The organism is Gordonia sp. 'Campus' (assembly GCF_022206305.1).
Classification (GTDB): domain Bacteria; phylum Actinomycetota; class Actinomycetes; order Mycobacteriales; family Mycobacteriaceae; genus Gordonia.
In genome coordinates this window covers 12,269-34,291 of record NZ_JAKOIW010000031.1, presented here as the reverse complement: position 1 = coordinate 34,291, position 22,023 = coordinate 12,269, and the positions used below count along the sequence as shown (strand labels likewise).

The window sequence follows — 22,023 nt, the reverse complement described above, 5'->3', positions numbered from 1 at the left end:
CTGGCAGGGTGACCTCCACGATCCCCACGCCGACGTCGCTCGACGAGGTCCCGGCGGCCGTCGAGGCCGAACTACGGGAGTTCTTCGCCGATGCCGTGCCCGCGGCTGCCGGGATCGCTCCGGTGGTGGGTGAGGCCGCCGAGCTGATCCGGGACTTCGTCCTGCGGGGCGGCAAGCGCATCCGGCCGGTGTTCGCCTTCGCCGGATGGCGTTGCGGCACTTCGTCGCCGCGTCGCTCGGTGCCCAGGGTCGCCGGTTCGGCCGATGCGCCCGACGCCGCAGACGCCCTGCGTGTGTGCGCGGCCCTCGAACTCGTGCAGGCGTGTGCGCTGATCCACGACGACATCATCGACCACTCCGACACGCGGCGTGGACACCCCACCGCCCATCGCGAGTTCGAGTCCAGGCACATCGCGGCCGGGTGGTCCGGGGATCCGGGCTCACACGGCGTCGCCGCCGCGATCCTGGCGGGCGACTTCGCGCTGGCGTGGGCCGACGACCTCGTGCACGGCCATCGACCGGGCGCGGTGTCGACGGGCTCGACCAGCGGACACAACCCGGCCGGCGCCGATGACAACCACCGCAGCCTGCCCGCCGATGTGGGGGCGACGTGGACCGCCATGCGGACCGAGGTGCTCGGCGGTCAGTTCCTCGACATCGTCAACGAGGCCGGTGGCGACGAGTCCACCGAGGCGGCCTATCGGGTGATGGAGTTCAAGACCGCCGCCTACACGGTCGCCCGGCCGCTGGAGCTCGGGGCCCGGCTCGCCGGGGCGCCGGAAGACCTGGTGGCGCAACTCCGTTCGATCGGGCACGACCTGGGCATCGCCTTCCAGCTGCAGGACGACCTCCTCGGTGTGTTCGGCGACCCGGAGCGCACCGGCAAACCGTCCGGTGACGATCTGGCCTCGGACAAGCGCACCGCGCTGCGCGCCATCGCCATCAGACGTGCCGACGACGCCGACCCCGCACTCGGCGCGACGCTGCGTTCCCATCTCGGACGGCCACTCGACGACGACGAACTCCGTTCAGCCCGAACGATCGTCACCGATGTCGGGGCCGTGGCCGAGGTGGAACGCTCGATCGACGACCTCCTGCGGTCGGCACTGGCGTCCCTCGACACCGCCGAGATCGGCGAGGACATCCGCGCCGAGCTGACCGCGGTCGCACACCGTCTCGCCCATCGACAGGCATGAATTCGGCCGTGGCGCCCGGACAGACCCGGGCCGGTACCGGTCGCGGCGATCTGATCCTCGGCGCGATCGGGTCCGGGCTCGTCTGTCTCGGCAGCTTCGGTGTCGGCGACCGGCCGCGCAACTCGCCGGTGCTCACCGACCTCGGGCTCAGCTGGATCACCTACGGGCACGGGAAGAACCTCCTCGGCATCACCTTCTGGCTGGGCGTGTTCCTGATGGTGTTCGCGTGGGTCCGGTTGGGCCGCCGCATCTTCGCCGCGCGACGCGCATCGGGCGAGGCGGCCGCAGATGCCCCCGAGGCCGACGACTCCCCGGCGGTACCGAGTACCCGGACGATGAGCCGGTGGCTCCTGCTGTGGGCCGCACCGCTCTTCGTCGCGGTACCGGTCTACAGCCGCGACGTCTACGCCTACCTCGCCCAGGGTGCCGTGTTCGGGGCGGGATTCGATCCCTACGCCGACGGCCCCGCCCACCTGCCCGGTCCGCTCGTCGACAGCATGGCGCAGGTCTGGGCGACCACCACGGCCCCGTACGGCCCGTTCTTCATGGGGATGCTCCGGGTGGTCACCGAGATCACCGGCGACGATCTCGTCCTCGGCGTGCTCGCCATCCGGCTCGTCCTGCTGCCCGGACTCTTCTTGTCGCTGTGGGCGATTCCACGGCTCGCCCGCAGGTTCGGCGCGTCGCCCCAGGCTGGCCTGTGGCTGGCGTTGTTCAACCCGATGGTCCTCATCCACCTGGTGGCGGGACCGCACGTCGAGTTGCTGATGATGGGTGTCCTGGTGACCGGGATCGCCCTCGCGGTGAGCGGCCGCCACGTCGCGGGCACCGCCGTTCTGGCGCTGGCGGTCTCCATCAAGATCACCGCCGGCATCGCACTGCCGTTCCTGGTGTGGATCTGGTTGGCCGACATCCGTTCCCGGCGCCCGGTCGCCACCCGGGACGTGATGACGGTGTTCGCGTCCGTCGTCGGCATCGCCGTCGCCGTCTTCGGATTCTGGACCCTGGTCGTCGGCCTCGGCCTGGGCTGGCTCACCGGTCTGGGCTGGGCCGATGTGATCATCAACTGGTTCACCATCCCCACGCTGGCCGCACATCTGGTGACCGTGGTCGCCGCGCCCTTCGTCGCCCTCAATCTCCAGCCGGTTCTGGAGGTGACACGCATGATCGGGTCGGCCGTACTCGCGGTGACCCTGGTCGTCCTGTGGTGGCGTCACCGGCGCGATGCGCACGACGCCGTGGCCGGGATGGCGTGGGCGATGCTCGCGGTACTGCTCCTCGAACCGTCGACCCTGCCCTGGTACTACACCTGGGTCCTGGCCATCGCGGTCGCCTTCGACCTCCCGCCGTGGGTGCGCGCCACGGTGGTCGGCGTCTCGACGTTCATGCTCATCGTGTTCCAGCCCGACGACGCGATCGTGTTCTACAAGCCGTTCGAGGTCGCACTGGCGGCCGCGCTCGCGGGGCTGGCGGCCTGGTCGCTCCTGTCCCCCGATCCGCTACGCCTGGGTCGGCTGGGACGGTGGGTGTGGGGCTCGACGCCGGACGACGCCGACAGTCGTGAACCCGTAGCGGGTCAGAAGGCCTGAGCCTGCGCGCGGCGGATGACCTCGCGTGCCGAGTCGGTGTGCAGCGCGGCGGCCGGACAGATACCGAGATCGTCCTGGTCGGTGAACAGCCACGTCATCGCCTCGTCGCGCGTGTACCCGCCGTCGAGCAGCACCCCGACCAGACCGTAGAAGTGCTTCACCACGCCCAGGTCGTCGAAGAACAGGGCCGGGATGGCCGGCTGCCCGTCGCGGGACACGGCGAGCAGGTGATGATCGCGGATCAGGGTGCGCACCCGGCTCGAGGACACCTCGAGTTTCGCGGCGACCTCGTCGAGCGACAGGAGCTCGACATCGGCGGGCAGGGCGTCACGCGAGAGCGGAAGGGAGACCACGCCGAAAAGGGTAACGGGTCATCGCGGTCCGGAGAAACCGCTCGCGCCGAACAGCACCGCTCGCCTTCCCCGGCCCGCGACGCCCGCGAGGGTCATGCGTGGCGCTCACCCCCGACCCTCCGGCGCTGCAGGTAGATTCAGCACCGTGAATTCTCCCGTCGACGCGATGCTCGGGACGGTCCTCGAGGGCCGGTACCGCATCGACGCCCCCATCGCGCGCGGTGGCATGTCGGCGGTCTACCTCGCGGTCGATCTGCGGCTGGGGCGCGACGTGGCGGTCAAGGTCATGGACACGCGCTACTCCGGCGACCCGCAGTTCCTGCGCCGCTTCGAGTTCGAGGCGCGTGCGGTCGCCGGTCTGAAGCATCCCGGACTCGTCGCCGTCTACGACCAGGGCATCGACAACGGCATCGCCTTCCTCGTGATGGAACTGGTCGACGGCGGCAGTCTGCGCGAGTTGCTGCGCGAACGCGGGCCGATGCCGCCGCACGCGGTCGTCGCCGTCGCCTCCCCCGTACTCGGCGGTCTGGGCACGGCGCACGCGGCCGGACTCGTCCACCGCGACGTCAAACCGGAGAACGTGCTGATCTCGGACGAGGGCGAGGTCAAGGTCGCCGACTTCGGTCTCGTGCGGGCCGTCGCGGAGGCCGGGGTCACGTCGGCGAGCGTCATCCTCGGCACGGCCGCCTACCTGTCACCCGAACAGGTCGAGTCGACCCATGCCGACGCCCGCAGCGATGTCTACTCGATGGGTGTGATGATGTTCGAATTGCTCACCGGCAGAACGCCTTTCCATGGCGACTCGCCGCTGCAGCTCGCCTATCAGCGGCTCACCTTCGACGTCCCGGCACCCGGCGACGTGATCCCCGGCGTGCCCGCCGAGTTCGACGAGATCGTGCTGCGCGCCACCGAACGCAACCCGGCCGACCGGTACGTGGACGGGTTCGAGATGCAGCACGCACTGCTCGCCGTCGCCGACGGGTTGGACCTCCCGCCGTTCACCGTCCCGGCCCCCCGTCGGTCGGCCGAGCGACAGACGGTGTCGCGATTCCGCGGGCCGGGAGCCGCTCACGGGACGCGCATGCAGTCGGTACCCGGACCGCACACCCCGGCGTCGGAGGAAGTGCGATCCGCGGATGAGCGTCCGCCCGCCGGGCGGGTCGGCACCCCGGTCGAGGAGTACGCGCCCCGGCGCGAGGCACCGCAGGCGTCGCGCGGCCACGACGTTCGCGACCAGGGATCCCGCCGCGAGGTCGTCGAGCCGGAACTGATCGGCGGCAACCGCCTCGCGGCGCTGGTGTGGATCGTGCTGGTGCTGCTGATGGCCGCGGGACTCGGGGCCGCCGGCTACTGGGTCGGCGCGACGTTCCTCGCGATCGGCTGACCCGGCCGGCGCGGATCGTCAGCCCCGCAGCATCTCCGCGACGAGGAAGGCCAGTTCCAGGGACTGCTGGGTGTTCAGTCGCGGGTCACACGCGGTCTCGTAGCGTCCGGCGAGGTCGAGATCGGAGATCTCCTGGGCGCCACCGAGGCATTCGGTCACGTCCTCGCCGGTGAGCTCGACGTGGACACCGCCGGGGTGACTGCCGAGTGCGCGATGCACCTCGAAGAATCCCTGGACCTCGTCGACGATGCGGTCGAAGTGGCGGGTCTTGAAACCCGTGGACGCCTCGTGGGTGTTGCCGTGCATCGGGTCGCACTGCCAGATGACCTTGTGCCCGGTCGCCTCGACGGCCCCGACGATCGCCGGGAGGACGTCGCGGACCTTGCCGTTGCCCATCCGCGCGACGAGGGTCAGGCGGCCCGGGACGTTGTGAGGATCGAGCCGCTCGACGTATTCGACGGCCTGCTCGGGTGTCGTGGTGGGACCGATCTTGATGCCGATCGGGTTCGAGATGAGCTCTGCGAACGCGATGTGGGCCCCGTCGAGTTGGCGGGTCCGCTCACCGATCCACAGGAAGTGCGCCGAGAGATCGTAGAGAACCTTGCCCTCGCCCTCGGGATCGTCGGCGAGGCGCAGCATCGCGCGCTCGTAGTCGAGGACGAGCGCCTCGTGCGAGGCGAAGATCGCCGCCGAGTTGAGACTCGAGTCGGTGACGCCGCAGGCGTCCATGAAGCGCAGACCGCGGTCGATCTCGGAGGCGAGCGCCTCGTAGCGGGCGCCGGCCGGGGATGTGCGCACGAACTCGCGGTTCCAGTCGTGCACGCGGGTCAGGTCGGCTTCGGCCTGGGTGAGTGCGCGCACGAGGTTCATCGCAGCGGCAGCGTTGGCGTAGGCACGGACCAGGCGGGACGGGTCGTGAGCGCGGATCGCCGCGTCGGCCGGGAAGCCGTTCACCATGTCGCCGCGGTACGACGGGAGCCCGAGCGCGTCGACGTCCGACGACCTCGGCTTCGCGTACTGACCCGCGATGCGTGCGAGCTTGACCACCGGCGTGCTCGCGCCGTAGGTCAACACGACGGCCATCTGCAGCAGCGTGCGGATGTTGCCCTTGATGTGGGGCTCGGTGTTGTCGGCAAAGGTCTCGGCGCAGTCGCCGCCCTGCAGCAGGAAGGCGCGCCCCTCGGCGACGTCGGCCAGCTGGGACGCCAACGTCTGGACCTCCGCCGGCATGCAGATGGGCGGCACCGACTCGAGGACGGTGCGCATCTTGCGAGCCTCGTCGGCAGGCCAGCTCGGCTGTTGCACCGCCGGCCGGCTCATCGCCGCGTCGAAACGCTCCTGCAGGTCACCCGGCAGCGGAGGAAGCTCGGGGAGTTCGTCGATCGGAACGTCTACGGTCCAGTTCACCACCCGATACACAGTAGTGGAGTCCGAGCCGCCGACGCGTCCGCGGGTCAGCGGCGCGACTTCTCGATCGCCTCCCAGCGCCGCAGGTTGTGTCGTGCGTCACTCAGGGCGTCGTGCGCGTCCGACGGGGCCGGCGGCAGCGCGGGACGCCCGGCGGCCTCCCAATGCTGGCGCAGCTCCCGCGTGAACCGCGGGATCGGCCGCGGCAGCGCGGTCATCGGACCCCAGAGCTGACACAGCACCACGTGGTCGTACGCCCCGACCCACGCCCACAACTCGATGTCGGTGCCGTCGGCGGTCAGGAACTCCAGCAGGTCATCGCGGATGCGGCGACGGTCCCGCCAGGCCGACGACGACGGCGACGGCAGCTTCGGCAACACGTTGGCCCGCACCCAGTCACCGGCCCGCCCGGGGTCGAAATCCGTCGACACCGCATAGAACTCGCGACCGTCCTCGCCGACCACCCCGATCGAGACCAGCTCGATCGTGGTGCCGTCCTCGATGAACTCGGAGTCGTAGAAGAACCGCATGCGTCAAGTATTCACACACCCCGCACCCGACCCCGCTCACCGCGCACCGTTTCGCCATACCCGGCCTCTGCTGTCTACCCTGGTATTTCGTGCGCTCCAGGTCTGTGCTGGCGACCGCTTTCCTGGCGGCGTCCATCATCGCGCGGCTCGTCTGGGACACGCTGACCGTGAACGGCAGGAACTTCGTGGACCTGCACGTTTACCGCGACGGTTCGGCGGGTCTCGCCGACGGGTCGCTCTATCTGTTCACCTACGCCGGTGAGACGGACTTCGCGCTGCCCTTCACCTATCCGCCGTTCGCGGCGGTCGTGCTGTATCCCCTGTCCCTGGTCCCATGGGATCTCGTGGCGATCGGATGGCAGCTCGCCACGTTCGCCGCACTGTACGCATGCGTGGTCCTGGCCCTACGCCTGTGCGGGTCGACCACCGATGTCTACGCGATCGCCGCGCTGTGGACCGCGCCCGCGATCTGGTGCGAACCGGTGCGGGTGACCCTGGACTACGGCCAGATCAACGTCTTCCTCATGCTCGGCACCCTGGCCGCCATCACCTGGGCGCGCACCGACCGCGGTGTCCTCGCCGGCGGCGCACTGATCGGGCTGATGGCCGGTATCAAGCTCACACCGGCGATCACCGGACTCTGGTACCTCGCCGTGCGCCGGCCGCTGGGCGCGGCGGCCGCCGCGGCCGCGTTCGTCTTCACGGTGCTCGGCTGCCTGCTGCTCTTCCCCGACGTCACCCGCACGTACTACGGGACCCTCTTCGGCGACGCCGACCGGATCGGCCCGGTCGAGGCCGTGATCAACCAGAGCCTGCGCGGCACCCTGTCCCGCTTTGCCGGGTTCGACGTCGGCACCGGATGGATCTGGGCCGCCGGGGTCATCGTGGCGACGGTGGTGGCGATCGTCGCGTGGCGATCGGTGGCCGACGCACTCGGCGTCTTGCTGGTCGTCCAGTTCCTCGGTCTGCTCATCTCGCCGATCTCGTGGGTCCACCACTGGGTCTGGGTCATTCCGCTCGCGATCTGGCTGGTGCACGGAGCCGGCGCCCGACGCCGCGGCTCACGGGCCGTGCTCGTGATGTGGCTGCTGGTGGCCGGACTCGGTATCCCGTGGCTGCTGCGGGTCACGATCGAATACGGACCCCACCCGCCGGCCGCCCTGGAGGCCGTCCTGGGCGCCGCGTGGCCGGTCGCGACACTCGTCACCATGGGCTGGATGATCGCGACCCGCTCGATGCGCGGGACCGATTCGGTCGACGCACGCCCCGCGGAGGTGGTCGCGGCCGCCGTCGTCGTCGACGACCGGGTCCTGCTGGCGCGCCGGGCCCACCCCGTCGAGTTGGCCGGCAAGTGGGAATTGCCCGGCGGGCGTGTCGAATCAGGTGAGTCGCATGCGGTGGCCGTGCACCGCGAGATCCAGGAAGAACTCGGTGCCGAGGTCGAGGCAGGTGCACCCGTGGGGTCATCGGTGTCGCTACCCGGGGGCCTCACGATGTACGCCTACCTCGCCCGGCTGCGTTCGGGCACACCGGAGGCACTCGAGCATCTCGACGTGCAGTGGTTCACGGCCGACGAGCTCCGGGAGCTCGACCTCGACGAGGTCGTACCCGCCGATCGGGACTGGCTCCCCCACCTGTGCGCCGTTCTCGACGACGCGCGCGTGGGCGGTACCGGCTGAGGCCGGGTGTCCTCAGGCCGCATCCGCGGCGGGGCGTCCTCAGGCCTCGTCCGCGGCTGGGTGTCCTCAGGCCGCGTCGGCGGCGGGCGGCGGCTCCACCGCTGGCGCCTGGCTCTTCAGGCTGGCGGCGTAGACGTCGACGTACTGCTGGCCGGAGAGCTGCATCAGCTCGTACATGATCTCGTCGGTGACCGCGCGCTCGATGTAGCGGTTGCCCTCCATCCCCTCATACCGGGAGAAGTCGAGCGGCGTGCCGATGCGCACGCTGATCTTGGTGGGCCGGGGCAGGATGCTGCCGGGCGGGTTGAACTTGTGGGTGGCGATCATCGCGACCGGGATGACCGGGACACCGGTGTCCATGGCCAGGCGCGCCAGTCCGGTCTTGCCCTTGTAGAGGCGGCCGTCCGGTGAACGGGTGCCCTCGGGGTACATGCCCATCAGCTTCCCGGCGGCGAGCTGACGACGCGCCGCGGTCAACGCGCCCTCGGCGGCCTCGGCGCCGGAACGGTCGATGGGGATCTGGCCGGCGGCGGTGAAGAACCAGCGCTGGAACGCGCCCTTGAGACCGGTTCCGGTGAAGTACTCGTTCTTGGCGAGGAAGTAGATCCGCCGATCCACCATCAGCGGGAGGAAGAAGCTGTCCATCACCGCCAAGTGGTTGCTCGCGAGGATCGCGGGACCGTCGGTCGGGATGTTCTCGTGCCCCTCGATCGTGGGCCGGCCGAGGACCCGAAGAAGCGGACCGATGAGGATGTACTTGAACACCCAGTACCACATGGAACTCTCCTCGCCGCGCACGCCGACCGATGCTGTCACCGTCGGACGACCGGTGCCGCACCCGCGGACCCGGTGGGTACTCCGACGACAAGACCTTACCCGCGTCGAACTCTACCGACCGGCATCGGCATCGGCAGCGGTGTCGGTTCGTTCGACCCGCGCCGAGCCGGGGCCGCGGCGTCGTCGGGCACCCGGCCGCGGTGGGGGCTAGGCGCGAGCTTCTCGTTCACGGTCGGGTACGGACCGGATCGCCTGCCGCGCAACCTCTGCGGCGCCGACCACACCGGCCGTCTCGCCGAGCTGCGTGCCGCGGATGCGGGCGAGCTGACGGTGTCCGGCGCCGGTGACCTGCCGGGCGTAGTGCTCGCGCGCCTCGTCGAGGAACAGACCCGACGCCGCGCCGACGCCACCGGCCAGCACGATGAGGTCGGGGTCGAAGATGTCGGCGATCATCGCGAGCCCCTGGCCCAGGGACGCCGCGAAGCGGGCGAACGCCGCCAGCGCGACGGCGTCACCGTCGGCGGCCGCACCCGCCACCCGCCGGCCGGTCAGCGAACCCGGGTCGGCGGCGACATCGGCGGCGAGCTGGCTACGTCCCCAGTCGCCGTCCGCCAGCAGTTCGACGACGGTGTCCACCAGAGCCGTGCCGCTGCAGTAGCGCTCCCAGCATCCCCGTTTGCCGCAGGCACAGGCACGCCCGTCGGGAACGATCGTCAGGTGTCCGAGTTCCGGTGCGACCCCGTAACTTCCGCGATAGATCTCGCCGTCGATGACGAAGCCCGCGCCGATTCCGGTTCCGATCGCGAGGACGACGGTGTTGTGTCCGCGCGCCGCGGCTCCGAACCGCCACTCGGCGACGGCCGCCGCGTTGGCGTCGTGCTCGGCGAACACCGGGATGCCGACACGGCGGGTCATGTCCTCGGCGACCGGCGACTCGCGCCACGGGAGGTGCGGCGCGAACCGGACGATCTTCCGGTCGGTGGTGAGGAACCCGGCGATCGCCAGACCCACGGCCTTGGCGTCCCAGCGTGAGGTCAGTTCACCGACGAGACGGTCGAGGCAGTGTTCGAGCGCCTGGGCGGTCGGCGGGGTCTGCGCCCGCAGGGTGTCGAGCATCGCACCGCGGTCGTCGACGACCGAGGCGCGCACGCTGGTGCCACCGATGTCGATCCCGATCGTCAAGTCACCCATCAGGTCTCCGCCTCCGGGTCGGCCTCGCGCCGCGGCGGACGCGCCGGTTCGCCAGGTGTGGGGGCCGGTGGACCGATGCGGACCGCGATCGGCTCGTAGTGGCGCGGGGCCGCAGCCGTCGAGGGCGCCGAGCGCAGGGCCTCGGCGATGGCCTCGAGCACCGCGACGACCGCCGCGATCAGGCGGGCGATCAGATCACCGATCTCGGTCAGCAGCGAGGTGATCTCCCCCGAGGCACCTGCCAGCGCGTTCCCCAGCGGCCCGCCGGGCGCGAACGCGCCGAGACCGGCTCCCGCAGCAGCCGCATCCTGCGGTCCGGGCGCGAACATCGCGGCGAGATGGTCGATCTGGGCAGCGAGCCCGAGCAGCAGATCACGCACGGGATCAGCGGTCCCGTCGTGCCGGTCGCGGCCGGACCCGTCGCCGGCCTGCCGGGACGTCTCCTCGTCCGTGCCCATCGGGACCTCCCCTTCCTCGCACTGTCGTCTCGCGTCCGCGCTCGCCCGCCCACGGCTCCGGAGCCTCGGACGCCGTGAGCGGTTCATTCCAGCGAACCGTACCGCGCGGCGCCCGTCGGGTCCTACCTGCGCGGCCACACCGCCGGGTCCGGGACGAACGCGACGTTCAGACTGGCACCGTCCCAGTCGGCGCCGACCACCGTGCACCTCCGTAACACCGACGGAAGCCGAACGGGATGGCGGAAGCCCGAGATGGTCACGAGGAGGTCGTCGCCACTGCGGCCCAGGGCGAATGAGTCCGGATCGGGCAGACGCTGGGGCCAGGACAAGCGGAAGGTCGGATCGGCGTCGCCGGCCTGCCCGTCGTCGCCATCGTCATCGGCACCATCGGCCGGCCCACCGGAGACGACCGCGGCGGCAGCCGAGCCGCGCGGCACACCGTGCGGCTCGGGAAGCGTCACCGACAGCTTGCGCAGACGGGCCACGCGGTCGATGGTCTCGGCCGACGCGTCGACCACCTCGATGCGGACCGAGCCGCCCTCGTCACCCGCCAGGTCGGCCTGCACCATGTCCACGATCGTCTCGGCGGGTTCGCGGCCGACACCGCCGTTGACGTGGATCGAGGCCAGCGGCAGACCCATCAGATCGGCCGCGGCGAGATACTGCGGCGTGAGTCGCCGAGAACGGTCGTCGGCGGCGAGCACGAGGTGCACCGCCACCGCGTGCGGGTCCGCGAACAAGTCCGCGAGGTCGAGACAGTCCCGGTCGATGGCATCCACCGCGGCGATCAGTTGCGCGATCACCGGCCGCTCTGAGGCCGTCGCCAACCTGCGGTGCCGGGGCCAGAAGCGGTTCAGCGCCTGACTCAGTACCGCGCCACCTCGTAGGAACTGCAACGGATCCCCGCACCCGGAACAGTCGACGACGATGCGCTGCCACCGACCGCTGACCGCCTCGTCGCGGATGCGGCGCAGCAGCAGGAAGTCGTCGATCCCGGGGAGCGAGGTGAGCTCGGCGGCATCGATCCCGGCGAGTGTCCCGACACCGGGCAACGCCGTCTTGCTGCGACTCACCGTGTGCTCGAGGACCTCGACGAAGGCCGACCAGGTGCGTTCGGTGAGGTCGAGGCGGTCGAGGGTCAGCAGATGGAGATATCGCGACACCGCGACCGGTTCGTCGGGCTGTCGGTACACCCGCGCCCAGTCGTGCACCGGTGACCAGCGATCGACGGTGATCAGCAGGGTGTGGGCCTCGGTGCCGCCGATCCCCGACCTCGACGGGGTCGTGCGGGATCGGCGTGACGCACCGGGGCGTTGCGTCGCGCCGGCCGCCGCGACCGTGGAGACGCCGGCACCACCGGGGCCGAGCACCACGTGGATGGGTGTGAGATCGATCAGCCTTCGACCCTCTTCTTCAGGTCGAGCAGTGCCGCGTCGGTGATCGCCTTCTCCGCGCGGCGCTTGAGCTGTCCGATCATCGGGATCTGCAGATCCACCATCAGCTCGTAGGTCACCTTGGTGGATCCGGGTACCTGCTGGGTCAACACATAGCGACCCTGCTGGTCTTTCTGCAGATCACTCGACACCAGGCGCCACGACACCGAGGTGCCGGCCGGATCCCAGTCGTAGGCAAGGACATACGTGTCCTGGAGGACGCCCGCGTCGAGAACGAACCGGACTTCGAGCGCGCGTCCGGCATCGTCGGTCCGCAGCACCTCGACCTCACGCGCCGCCGAGACCCACTCGGGGTAGTGCGCGAAGTCGGCGATCACGGCGAGGATCGCGTCGGCGTCGGCGCCGATGACGATGGACCGCTCGGTGTGATCGGCCATCACCGGGCCCCGGACCCGGCCGCCGCGGGATACCCGGTGGCCGGCGCACCGGCGGGCCGGCCGTCCTCGAGGAGTCGTTTGCATTCGAAGGAGACGGTTTTGCCCGTGACGCGTCGTATCCGGTTCTCCTCGGCGAGGGCGTCGGCGCGTGCCCGCGAGTCCTCGGGCAGCCGACCGGTCGGCTCTGCGTGCAGGAAGTAGTGCAGGACGAAACCGTCGAGCACCGCCTCGTTCCAGATCTCCATCGTCCCCGAGACCGGGCCTTCCACACGCCAGCGCACGCCCTGTTCCCCCCGATCCTCGGTGACGGTCAGCCGCAGGTCGGGCCACCATCGGCGCCAGTTGGCGGGATCGCCGATCACGGCGGCCGCCAAGGGCGGTGCCGCCGCGACGAAGACCTCGTCGGCCACCTGGATGCTCGTCACGTCCACTAGCTTCACATACTCGCGTCGACGCAGGGTAGTGCACCCGAAAGCGACGTCGCGAACAGGCGAATCCGGGGCGGGGATACGATCGGCTCATTGTTGTCTACTGGAGGGTAACCACGATGGGCGAGTACAGCGTGCCCGCGACGTTCTCGATCGCCGACGACGAGAACTGCACGAACATCATCTTCGACCTGGCCCGGCGAACGCCCCAGCACATCGTGTTCCGCCAGAAGCAGGGCGACCAGTGGGCACCCATCACCGCCGCCGACGCGGCGGCCCGCATCACCGCGATCGCCAAGGGACTGATCGCCTCCGGGATCAACCCCGGTGACCGGGTGGCGCTGCTCTCCCGCACCCGACTCGAATGGAACCTCTTCGACTTCGCGATCTGGTCCGCGGGCGCGATCACGGTGCCGATCTACGACTCGTCCTCCGCCGGGCAGATCGAGTGGATCATGCAGGATTCCGGCGCCGTGGCGATCGTCCTCGAAGACGACGGGCACCGGGCCGCGTTCGAGTCCATCGACTCCCTCACCGGCCCGGTCACCGTGTTCCAGATCGACCGCACCGACGGCCCGGGCGCCGTCGACGAGCTGGTCGCCGCCGGTGCCGACGTCCACGACGACGAGGTGGCCAAGCGCCGGGCCGGCGTCGGCGCGGCCGAGGCCGCCACCCTGATCTACACCTCGGGCACCACCGGCCGCCCCAAGGGGTGCGAGCTCACCCACGCCAACATGCTGTCCGAGGTCCGCGCGGTCCTCGAAGGCGACATCCTCGACAAGGTCATCGCCCAGGACTCCAAGCGCCTGCTGATGTTCCTGCCGCTGGCGCACGTCCTCGCGCGGGCCATCACGCTCGTGGCGATCGAGGCCGGCGCCGAGGTCGGACACACCAACGACATCCCGCATCTGGTGGACGAATTCGCGGTCTTCAAACCGTCGCTCATCCTGTCGGTGCCACGGGTCTTCGAGAAGGTCTACAACACCGCACGCCAGAAGGCCCACGACGGCGGCAAGGGCAAGATCTTCGACGCCGCGACCGACACCGCCATCGAGTACTCGCAGGCGAGTGAGAAGGGGCAGGTCGGTCTCGCGCTCCGGGTCAAGCACACGGTGTTCGACGCGCTGGTCTACAAGAAGCTGCGGGCCGCCCTCGGCGGCGAATGCCAGATGGCGATCTCGGGCGGGGCGCCGCTGGGAGCCCGCCTCGGCCACTTCTTCTCCGGCATCGGCGTCCCGGTCTTCGAGGGCTACGGCCTCACCGAGACGACCGCCGCGTTCAGCGTCAACACACCATCGGCGTCGCGCATCGGGACCGTCGGAAAGCCCCTGGCGGGCAACGCCGTACGGATCGGCGAGGACGGCGAGGTGCTGCTGCGCGGCGGCGTGGTGTTCCAGGAGTACTGGCAGAACCCGGAGGCCACCGCGACCGCGGTCGAGGACGGCTGGTTCCACACCGGCGACCTCGGCACCGTGGACTCCGACGGCTTCATCACCATCACCGGCCGCAAGAAAGAACTGATCGTGACCGCCGGCGGAAAGAACGTCTCCCCCGCCGGGCTCGAGGACGTCATCCGCGCCAGCGCGCTCATCTCGCAGGCCACGGTGGTCGGAGACGCCAAACCCTTTGTCGCGGCCCTCATCACGATCGATCCCGAGGCCTTCCCCGCATGGAAGGAGCGCAACGGCAAGCCCGGGTCGGCCACGGTCGCCGACCTCGTCGACGACGCGGAACTTCGCGCCGAGGTGCAGTCCGCGGTGGATCAGGCCAACAAGACGGTGTCGAGCGCCGAGTCGATCAAGAAGTTCCGCATCCTCCCGACGGACTTCACCGAGGAGACCGGCGAGATGACGCCGACCCTGAAGGTGAAGCGCAACGTGGTCGTGGAGAAGTTCGCCGACGACATCGAGGCCATCTACCAGAGGTGACGCGGCGCCGGGTTCGGCCCGGAACCGTCTGCGCCGGTTGACATCACAGAACCGACATCAGAGCAACTGGCGCAGGCGGGCCGCCATCTGGGCCCACTGCCAGTTGTCGACGACATGGCGTCGACCGGCGCGGCCCATCTCGGCCGCCGCGGTGCGGTCGCCGAGGATGGCGAGAATCGCCAGGGCCACCGCATCGACGTCGTTGCCGTCGACCGCGGTGCCCGTGACACCCTCCACGATCGTCTCCGGGGCCCCACCGGACAGACCCGCCACCACCGGGACCCCGGTGGCCGACGCCTCCAGGTAGACGATGCCCAGCCCCTCGACATCGAGCCCGCCACCGCGGGTCCGCGACGGCATGGCGAACACGTCCGCGATGTTGTGATAGGCCGCCAGTTCGTCCGCCGGGACCGTTCCGGTGAAGATCACGTCGTCGGCGACGCCTGCGGACACGGCGAGCTCCCGCAGGGTCTTCGCATACGGGCCGCCGCCGACGATGACCAGGGCCGCGTCGGGAAGTGTGTTCCGGATCAGCGGCAGGGCACGGATGAGGGTGTCCTGTCCCTTGCGCGGCACCAGCCGGGACAGGCACAGGATCGTCGGCCGCTCCCCCAGCCCGTGCCGCTCGCGGAACCGTACGCGCAGTTCGGGATTCGGCGCGAAACGCTCGGTGTCGACACCGGGCGGCAGGTATTCCAGCGAGGCGTCGGCGCCGAAGGCCGCGGCGAATCGCCCGCGCGTGTACCGGCTGACGAAGGTGATGACATCGGTGTGCCGACCGATGTGGCCGAGCACCTGACGGGACCCGGGGAGCATCGACCAGCCGACCTCGTGGCCGTGGGTGCTGGCGACGACGCGCCGGGCGCCGGCGCTGCGCATGGCCGGGGCGAGCACCGCGAGCGGCGCGGCCGCACCGAACCACACGGTCGAGATGTCCTCGCGCCTGATGATGTCCGCTGCACGGCGTGCGACCGCAGGCGTGGGCAGCATCAGCGTCGTGGGGTGCCGGTGCACCCGGTACGGGACGACCGCGTCGAACTCGCGATGCGAGTCGCCACGCCATCGCGGTGCATAGACGACGATGTCCTCGGCCGGCAGACGGTCGACGAGGTTCTGCAGATACGACTGGATGCCCCCGGGACGAGGAGGAAAGTCGTTGGTGATCAGCAGCGTTCGCGACATCAGCGGATCTGCCCGGCGAGCCAACGCTGCCAGCCCGCCAACAGCTGATCCCGGCTCACGCCGAGGGCCGCGGTGATGGCGGCGTCCTGGGCGGCGGGAAGGGCCGAGGCCGCGACACCGATGTACATCTTCTTCAAGCGCGCCTCGTCGAATCGATCTGCGACGTAGGCGGCCAGGGACCACGCGCTCTGATATGCCACCTGTGAAGTCTGACCGTCCATCGCGAAGTCGGCATCGGCGGGTGGCGCGGTCGGCCCTGCGCCGGCGCGAACGGCTTCGGCGAGATCGGGAGCCGCGTCGGCCAGTCTGGTGTAGGTCCCCTTGCGCCCGACGTATTCGGCGACACCCTCGGTGATCCAGAGCGGAGCGTCGACGGCTGTGTCGGCCCGCGCGGCGACGTGGGTCAGCTCGTGACGCAGCACGACCGCCAACGTGGGCTCGGCGAGCTCGCGCGCCGCCCGCGTGAGCACGATCCGCTGCCCGGTCACGGAACGTTGCGCGCGGTCGAGGTGGTTGAAGACGGTCGCGGCCGCGGCCGTGCCGATCGCCGCACGGCCCCCTGGCACGAGCGCGGCGAACTGCTCGTCCGTTGCCGTCGGCACCACCACGGCGCGCCGATCCCATCCCTCGCCCCAGAAGGCGGTGACGGAGTCCACGGCGTCGGGAAGCAGGCGGCGCAGTGCGGCCACGGTCGTGGACGTGTCGGGGTAGTGGGCGACCACCGACGTCCCGCCGGCCGTGCCGACGTCGGCGGCCGTCAGTCCGGGGATCTCCCACATCTGCGTCGGTGCGGGGTCGCCGCCCAGCGCCTCCGCGTCTGCCACGAGCCGCCAGTCGTCGCCGTGCCGGGCCACGACGAACTGGGTGCCCACGACGATCTCGGATTCGGCGATCCCCGGCGCCCGCTGACCACCCAGGGCGTACCGCAGTTCCACCGGGACGACCCAGGAGTCGGAGCTACCGCCGGCATCGAGGAGCTGCTGGAGATCGGGGGGTACGAGAACCTCCGCCTCCTCGGTGGGCGCGAGCTGATACCTGAAACGCCCGAACCGCAGCGGCCCGTCCCGGCCGCTTCGCGACGGGAACGTCGGTGCCCGGAGATTGGCGGCCGCCGTGACGAAACGGTCCTTGAACACCGGGGTCGCGGAGACATCCAGCAAGGTACCGATCGACCGCACATCGCCGGAGGACACGGCCTCGGTGAGCGCGTCGAGGAGTCGGGTCACACCCTCCGCGCGATCCCGCTCGTAGACATTGACCTCGGTGCTCGTCGTCGCACCTTCGGAAGGGCGCTGACCGGCCGGCGCCCCGGTGCCGCATCCGGCGGCCACCGCGACGACCAGGACCGCAGCGGCCAGTGCCGGGCCGGGTCGCCCGTGCAGAGAGCGCATCGTCTCCGACTAGAACCGGCGGGCGGAGTCGTACGGGCCGGCCTCGTCGAGGGGTACGACCTTCACCGGGACGCCGAAGGTCGAAGCATGGATGACGTAGCCGTCGCCCACGTACATACCCACATGGGTCGCGTCCGGGTAGTAGATGACCAGGTCGCCTGGCTTGAGGTCGTCGCGTTCGACGGGTTGTCCGCCGGCCCGCTGCGCCTCGCTCGAGCGCGGCAGGGTCTTGCCCGCCTGGCGGAACGCCCACACCATGAGTCCCGAGCAGTCGAAGGAATTCGGACCGGTGGCACCCCAGACATACGGGTCGCCGATCCGGGTGAGTGCGGCCTGGACCGCGATCAGTCCGGCGGCCGTGCCCTTCGGGACCAGACGCGGATCGAAGTCGAAGGTCGGGCCACGGAGAGCGGCGAGCTGCTTGCCGGTCATCGACTTGTAGATGGCCCGGATCTGGATTGCCTGCAGCTGCAGATCGGCCTGCTTGGTCTGGAGGTCACCGCGCACCCGTTCGGCGCGGGAGACCGCCTCCGAGGCCGCGACGGCGGTCTGCTCGGCGTCCTTCTTGGCGACGGCCGTGCGTGCCCGGACCTTCTTGATGGCCGTGAGGTCGGCGGACGCCTGCCGCGAGATCATGTCGAGCCCCGACATCTGGTCGAGCAGTGCCTGCGGCGAATCGCTGATCATCACGGCGTAGAGCCCGCTCACCCGCGCGCCCTGATAGCTGGCGCGCACGATCGCGTCGACCCTGTTCTGGTAGACGGCGAGCTGGGCGCGGCTGGTGTCGAGCTTCTGCTGGGCGTCTGCGGCGGCCTGCTTCGCGGCCGTGACTATCCCGCGCTGCTTGTCGTACTCGATCTTGGCGTTGTGCATCGCCTCGGTGGTCTTCTCGGCGTCGATGCCCAGCTGTTTGTAGCTCTGGAGCAACTGATCCGCCGAACGCGCGGGGACCGCGCGCGCGTCCCCGACCCCGCCGGCCACCGTCGGAACGAGGGTCGCGAGCGCCGCCAGCAGACAGATGGCAAGCATCAGCGGACCCGATCGCATGTGCGGTCGCATCCCGCGAAGCCGCCCCTCCCCGGATACCACGGTCTTACTCACTCCCTCGTGCTCGTCGTCCCGAGCATGTCGTCGTGCTGAGCATGTCGTGCCGAGAATGCCGTACGGCCGAGGTCGTCCTCAGCCGTCCGGCGAACCTCCCCGATGCGGTTCGGTGGATGTGCCGACCACCCTAGGGCGCCGACCCTCCCCCAGGACTGGATCGGGCGGATCGCACCGTTGCGCGACCCGCCCGTCCAGACTCTCGTACCCGGTCTGCTCGTCGTACTCAGTCTGTCGTGTTCAGTTGTGACTCAGTAGCGGCGGATACCGGTGAGCGTCCACTCCTTGACGGCGTCGCGCTTGACCGGGGTCCCGTAGTTGGACGAATGGACGAACTGACCGTTGCCGACGTAGATGCCGGCGTGTCCGCCACCGTTGAAGATCATGACGTCGCCGGGCTTGGCGTCGGAGTACGACACCGCGCGTCCGCCGCCGAGCTGGCCGTAGCTGTCGCGGGGGATGGTCTTCCCGGCCTGCTTGTAGGACCAGTAGACGAGACCCGAGCAGTCGAATGCGTTGGGGCCGGCCGACCCGTAGGAGTACGGCGAGCCGATCTTGCTCTCGGCGGCCTTGACGGCCTTCTGGCCGGCAGTCAGCTGAGGCGCGGCGAGCGGTCCGCCGCCACCGGGGCGGAACTGCTGCGGGATCTGATCCGGCGCGATGCCCGGCACGGTGAACTGACCCAGGTTGGGGATCTCGACCGTGGCGGCGGGCGACTTGGCGACCGGCTTGGCTTCGGGGGCCTGCTTGACCTCCGGGCCCTGCTGTCCGGGCAGAGCCGGGATCTCGAAAGTGCCCAGCGGGGTGTGGACCGGGGCGGCAAGCGCGGGGCCGGCTGCAGCGGCGAGCGAACCGAGCGTGATCGATCCGGCGATCACCGCCTTCTTGGCAACCGTGCTACCGCGATTGGGCTGTTCCAAACGATGTTTGGCCACGAAGCGAGTTCTCCTTCAATTTCTCCCTCTACCGCCGACCGAGTTAGCTGTCGGGTTCGGGCCGGAAGAGTGGCCCTACGCATCTTTCGCGCATGACGTATCCCATGGACACGTATGCGTGGCAACGCGATTCACCCCGATTCGGTACGTGATCCTCGGCCGCACATCAGTGGTGATGCGCTCCGACGATTCCGCCCGAAGGTTGTGGTTCCCCGGTTCGCCCGTGAGGGCGATTGAGCGGTGACTACTGCGGACCACTTCTGTTGAAGCGGGACGCTCCGCAAATGTCTCAGAAAGGTTACGAAATCGGATGCGCTCTGTCCACTAGGCGTCGGAGAGCCAAACCTCACCTGATTCTCAGCCGGCCCGCAGGATGGTCACAGATGCCGGTCGATGTGTGCCCTGAGCTGCCTTTTTCGCCGATCTTGCAGATCGTGCAGCAGCACTCGTCACCATTGCAGCGTCCTCGAAAACGCCGATTGCGAGGTCCAGCTCGGCGTCGTCGTCGAGACCCCCGGTCGTTACCGAAACTCCATCTTCGTAGGGCACATCGTCCCAGCTCGGGCCGCCAAACAGCACTGTCATCATGCACCCGTCGCATGCGACGGGGCGGGCCGGGCAACGGGCGCAGTCGACGTACATGGTGTGATCTCCATCTCATCTGGTCGTCCGGGGCCGCGTCGGCTCCGGTGTCGGGCTGGCAGGTCGTGAGAACACCGCTTTTCTCACGTCGAGGTGGAGACTAGGACCGGACACCGACAAGTCCGTCGAACAGCGATCGACACACGCGTCACACCGGCCACATCACGCAGGCGGCCGCCCTGCCGCAGAGCCTGTCGGTGCATCGAACTAATGTTCGCCCCGTGACGCAGACCAGCGTGGCGGGTTCCACCACGGGCCAGCTGACCTTCGCCGACCTCGAGGCCGCCGATCAGGGCGCCGCAGGAGAGTCCTCGAACGAGTTCAGCGATCGATCCCTGTTCGACACCACACTCGTCGTCGTCGACCTCGAGACCACCGGGTCAGACCCCGCGCGCGATCGCATCACCGAGATCGGGGCGGTGAAGATCCGTGGCGGTGAGGTCATCGGCGAGTTCGCCACCCTGGTCGACCCGGGACGTCCGATACCTCCGCAGATCGTCACCCTCACCGGCATCACCACCGCGATGCTCACCGATGCCCCACGCATCGAGTCGGTGCTGCCTTCGTTCTTCGAGTTCGCACGCGGCTCGATCCTGGTGGCGCACAATGCGCGCTTCGACATGGGATTCCTGCGCCAGAACGCCATTCGGCTGCAGCTGCCCTGGACCTTCAGCCTGAGCCTGTGCACGGTGACGATGGCCCGCCGCATCCTGTCGCGCGACGAGGCGCCGACAGTCAAGCTCAGCGCCCTCGCCGACCTCTTCGACGTCTCCGTCCGGCCCACCCACCGCGCACTCGACGACGCCCGCGCCACCGTCGAGGTCTTCCATCGGCTGCTCGAACGCGTCGGCAACCAGGGCATCGCGACGGTCGGCGAGCTGACGTCATATCTGCCGCGCGCCAACCCCCGGCTGCGCGCCAAACGCGCCCTCGCCGATCACGTTCCCGCCCGGCCCGGCGTCTACCTCTTCCGCGGGCCGTCGAACGAAGTCCTCTATGTGGGCACCGCCGTCGACCTCCGGCGCCGGGTCCGTTCCTATTTCACCGGGAGCGACCCGCGCCGTCGGATCGCCGAGATGGTGCTGCTCGCCGAACGCGTCGATGTGGTCGAGTGCTCGCACGCGCTCGAGGCCGCCGTTCGGGAACTGCGGCTGCTCGCCGCCCACGCGCCCGCCTACAACCGCCGGTCCACCCAGCCGTACAAGGGATGGTGGGTGACGCTGACCGAGGAACGCTTCCCGCGCCTCAAGGTCAGCCGCACCCCCACCGACGAGTCGGTCGGGCCGGTCGGCAATCGCGCCGGGGCGGCGACGGTGGCCGACGTCATCGCGGCGGCCGCCGGGCTGCGCACCTGCACCAAACGATCCGGCGCCCGCGGGTATCACTGGTGTGCCACCACCGACGGTGTCCGCCAGCCGGGTTCGTGTCGGGCGTCGTCGGCGCAACCCCAGACCGTCCCCGACTACCTGCCACGTGTCACCGCCGTACGACGCCTCATGCGCGGTGAGGCCGACGATCTGCTCGACGGCCTCACCGAACGCCTCGCCGACCTCGCCGAGGCACACATGTTCGAGACCGCGGCCCGGCATCGCGACCGCCTCGCCCTCACCATCGACACGCTCGCGCGGTGCCAGCGCCTCGGCGCCCTGTGCTCGATCGCCGAGATCGTCATCGCGAGGTCCGACGGCGAGCACGGGTGGCAGTTCGCGGTCGTCCGCCACGGACGTCTCGCCGCCGCCGGGCGCGCACGACGCGGCGTCGCACCCATGGCGGTCGTCGACGCTCTCATCGCCGCCGCGGAGACGGTCATCCCCGGTCCCGGCCCCTTGCGCGGTGCACCCGCCGAGGAGGTGGGCCTCATCTATCGCTGGATGACCGAACCGGGGGCGCGGATCGTGTCGACGACCGACCCGGTCGCCCTGCCGGCAGGTTCGGCCGAGCGTCGGCTCTGCTGGTCGCAGTCCGCGCACGACGCCCGTTCGGTGCGGCCGCGGACACGACGGGCGAGCTGATCGCCGCCG

19 protein-coding genes and 1 riboswitch are annotated in these 22,023 nt (G+C 70.0%); of the genes, 6 read left to right on the top strand and 13 right to left on the bottom strand.

The window, feature by feature from the left end; translation table 11 throughout:
• Positions 1-8 precede the first annotated feature (8 nt).
• Together MAY35_RS22060 and MAY35_RS22055 are read left to right on the top strand one after the other, a co-directional pair.
• Positions 9-1,196, top strand: coding sequence for a polyprenyl synthetase family protein (locus MAY35_RS22060; protein ID WP_238423426.1), 1,188 nt, complete (start codon positions 9-11; stop codon positions 1,194-1,196).
• The gene (locus MAY35_RS22055) at positions 1,193-2,785 is read left to right on the top strand and encodes an alpha-(1->6)-mannopyranosyltransferase A (protein WP_238423425.1); all 1,593 of its coding nucleotides are present in this window, start codon (positions 1,193-1,195) and stop codon (positions 2,783-2,785) included. The genes MAY35_RS22060 and MAY35_RS22055 overlap by 4 nt, the downstream gene beginning before the upstream one ends.
• Here the strand turns inward: MAY35_RS22055 and MAY35_RS22050 are convergent.
• Positions 2,773-3,138 carry an Rv2175c family DNA-binding protein gene (locus tag MAY35_RS22050; RefSeq protein WP_238423424.1) on the bottom strand — a complete coding sequence of 122 codons (366 nt, stop codon included), beginning with the start codon at positions 3,136-3,138 and terminating at the stop codon, positions 2,773-2,775. The genes MAY35_RS22055 and MAY35_RS22050 overlap by 13 nt on opposite strands.
• Before the next feature lie 145 nt (positions 3,139-3,283).
• On the opposite strand from MAY35_RS22050, the gene MAY35_RS22045 reads away from it, so the two are divergent.
• Complete coding sequence (locus tag MAY35_RS22045) at positions 3,284-4,522, top strand: protein kinase (RefSeq protein WP_238423423.1); 1,239 nt, start codon at positions 3,284-3,286, stop codon at positions 4,520-4,522.
• Between the two features lie 18 nt (positions 4,523-4,540).
• Here the strand turns inward: MAY35_RS22045 and MAY35_RS22040 are convergent, their stop codons facing one another.
• Both MAY35_RS22040 and MAY35_RS22035 read right to left on the bottom strand, forming a co-directional pair.
• Complete coding sequence (locus tag MAY35_RS22040) at positions 4,541-5,932, bottom strand: class II 3-deoxy-7-phosphoheptulonate synthase (protein ID WP_238423422.1); 1,392 nt, start codon at positions 5,930-5,932, stop codon at positions 4,541-4,543.
• A 44-nt stretch (positions 5,933-5,976) separates the two neighbouring features.
• Complete coding sequence (locus MAY35_RS22035; RefSeq protein ID WP_238423421.1) at positions 5,977-6,459, bottom strand: polyadenylate-specific 3'-exoribonuclease AS; 483 nt, start codon at positions 6,457-6,459, stop codon at positions 5,977-5,979.
• A 104-nt stretch (positions 6,460-6,563) separates the two neighbouring features.
• On the opposite strand from MAY35_RS22035, the gene MAY35_RS22030 reads away from it, so the two are divergent.
• Positions 6,564-8,138: a mannosyltransferase gene (locus tag MAY35_RS22030; protein ID WP_308192489.1), complete on the top strand. Its 1,575-nt coding sequence runs from the start codon at positions 6,564-6,566 to the stop codon at positions 8,136-8,138.
• Positions 8,139-8,204: 66 nt separating this feature from the next.
• Here MAY35_RS22030 and MAY35_RS22025 read toward each other — a convergent pair whose 3' ends face one another.
• The 6 genes from MAY35_RS22025 to MAY35_RS22000 form a co-directional block, all read right to left on the bottom strand.
• Positions 8,205-8,915, bottom strand: a complete 711-nt coding sequence (locus MAY35_RS22025) for a 1-acyl-sn-glycerol-3-phosphate acyltransferase (RefSeq protein ID WP_238423419.1) — start codon at positions 8,913-8,915, stop codon at positions 8,205-8,207.
• Positions 8,916-9,122: 207 nt separating this feature from the next.
• Complete coding sequence (locus MAY35_RS22020; protein WP_238423418.1) at positions 9,123-10,106, bottom strand: ROK family protein; 984 nt, start codon at positions 10,104-10,106, stop codon at positions 9,123-9,125.
• Positions 10,106-10,564, bottom strand: a complete 459-nt coding sequence (locus MAY35_RS22015) for a hypothetical protein (protein WP_238423417.1) — start codon at positions 10,562-10,564, stop codon at positions 10,106-10,108. Before MAY35_RS22015 ends, MAY35_RS22020 begins: the two co-directional genes overlap by 1 nt.
• A gap of 122 nt (positions 10,565-10,686) precedes the next feature.
• On the bottom strand, positions 10,687-11,937 hold the full coding sequence (locus MAY35_RS22010; RefSeq protein ID WP_238423416.1) for an ArsA-related P-loop ATPase: 1,251 nt from the start codon (positions 11,935-11,937) through the stop codon (positions 10,687-10,689).
• 20 nt (positions 11,938-11,957) lie between these two features.
• Positions 11,958-12,395 (bottom strand): SRPBCC family protein, encoded by a 438-nt coding sequence (locus MAY35_RS22005; RefSeq protein ID WP_238423415.1) that lies wholly within the window; start codon positions 12,393-12,395, stop codon positions 11,958-11,960.
• Positions 12,395-12,835: a hypothetical protein gene (locus MAY35_RS22000; RefSeq protein ID WP_238423414.1), complete on the bottom strand. Its 441-nt coding sequence runs from the start codon at positions 12,833-12,835 to the stop codon at positions 12,395-12,397. The genes MAY35_RS22005 and MAY35_RS22000 overlap by 1 nt, the downstream gene beginning before the upstream one ends.
• 107 nt (positions 12,836-12,942) lie before the next feature.
• On the opposite strand from MAY35_RS22000, the gene MAY35_RS21995 reads away from it, so the two are divergent.
• The gene (locus MAY35_RS21995) at positions 12,943-14,751 is read left to right on the top strand and encodes a long-chain fatty acid--CoA ligase (RefSeq protein ID WP_238423413.1); all 1,809 of its coding nucleotides are present in this window, start codon (positions 12,943-12,945) and stop codon (positions 14,749-14,751) included.
• A gap of 57 nt (positions 14,752-14,808) precedes the next feature.
• On the opposite strand, the gene MAY35_RS21990 is transcribed toward MAY35_RS21995, so the two are convergent.
• The 4 genes from MAY35_RS21990 to MAY35_RS21975 form a co-directional block, all read right to left on the bottom strand.
• On the bottom strand, positions 14,809-15,933 hold the full coding sequence (locus tag MAY35_RS21990; RefSeq protein ID WP_238423412.1) for a glycosyltransferase family 4 protein: 1,125 nt from the start codon (positions 15,931-15,933) through the stop codon (positions 14,809-14,811).
• Positions 15,933-17,324, bottom strand: a complete 1,392-nt coding sequence (locus MAY35_RS21985; protein WP_238423411.1) for a hypothetical protein — start codon at positions 17,322-17,324, stop codon at positions 15,933-15,935. Before MAY35_RS21985 ends, MAY35_RS21990 begins: the two co-directional genes overlap by 1 nt.
• Before the next feature lie 9 nt (positions 17,325-17,333).
• Positions 17,334-18,371: an NlpC/P60 family protein gene (locus MAY35_RS21980; protein WP_238423434.1), complete on the bottom strand. Its 1,038-nt coding sequence runs from the start codon at positions 18,369-18,371 to the stop codon at positions 17,334-17,336.
• Between the two features lie 305 nt (positions 18,372-18,676).
• Entirely contained in the window at positions 18,677-19,360 is a 684-nt protein-coding gene (locus MAY35_RS21975) for a C40 family peptidase (protein WP_238423410.1), read from the bottom strand.
• Positions 19,361-19,377: 17 nt separating this feature from the next.
• A riboswitch (cyclic di-AMP (ydaO/yuaA leader) is annotated at positions 19,378-19,610 on the bottom strand.
• A gap of 613 nt (positions 19,611-20,223) precedes the next feature.
• On the opposite strand from MAY35_RS21975, the gene MAY35_RS21970 reads away from it, so the two are divergent.
• Positions 20,224-22,014, top strand: coding sequence for a DEDD exonuclease domain-containing protein (locus MAY35_RS21970; RefSeq protein WP_238423409.1), 1,791 nt, complete (start codon positions 20,224-20,226; stop codon positions 22,012-22,014).
• Positions 22,015-22,023: the final 9 nt, after the last annotated feature.

Coding starts and splice junctions, on each gene's coding strand:
- MAY35_RS22025 (WP_238423419.1), bottom strand. CDS start 8,915: ATGTGGTACTGGGTGTTCAAGTACATCCTCATCGGTCCGCTTCTTCGG.
- MAY35_RS22005 (WP_238423415.1), bottom strand. CDS start 12,395: ATGGCCGATCACACCGAGCGGTCCATCGTCATCGGCGCCGACGCCGAC.
- MAY35_RS22035 (WP_238423421.1), bottom strand. CDS start 6,459: ATGCGGTTCTTCTACGACTCCGAGTTCATCGAGGACGGCACCACGATC.
- MAY35_RS22055 (WP_238423425.1), top strand. CDS start 1,193: ATGAATTCGGCCGTGGCGCCCGGACAGACCCGGGCCGGTACCGGTCGC.
- MAY35_RS22020 (WP_238423418.1), bottom strand. CDS start 10,106: ATGGGTGACTTGACGATCGGGATCGACATCGGTGGCACCAGCGTGCGC.
- MAY35_RS21980 (WP_238423434.1), bottom strand. CDS start 18,371: ATGCGATCGGGTCCGCTGATGCTTGCCATCTGTCTGCTGGCGGCGCTC.
- MAY35_RS21995 (WP_238423413.1), top strand. CDS start 12,943: ATGGGCGAGTACAGCGTGCCCGCGACGTTCTCGATCGCCGACGACGAG.
- MAY35_RS22015 (WP_238423417.1), bottom strand. CDS start 10,564: ATGGGCACGGACGAGGAGACGTCCCGGCAGGCCGGCGACGGGTCCGGC.
- MAY35_RS21990 (WP_238423412.1), bottom strand. CDS start 15,933: ATGTCGCGAACGCTGCTGATCACCAACGACTTTCCTCCTCGTCCCGGG.
- MAY35_RS21985 (WP_238423411.1), bottom strand. CDS start 17,324: ATGCGCTCTCTGCACGGGCGACCCGGCCCGGCACTGGCCGCTGCGGTC.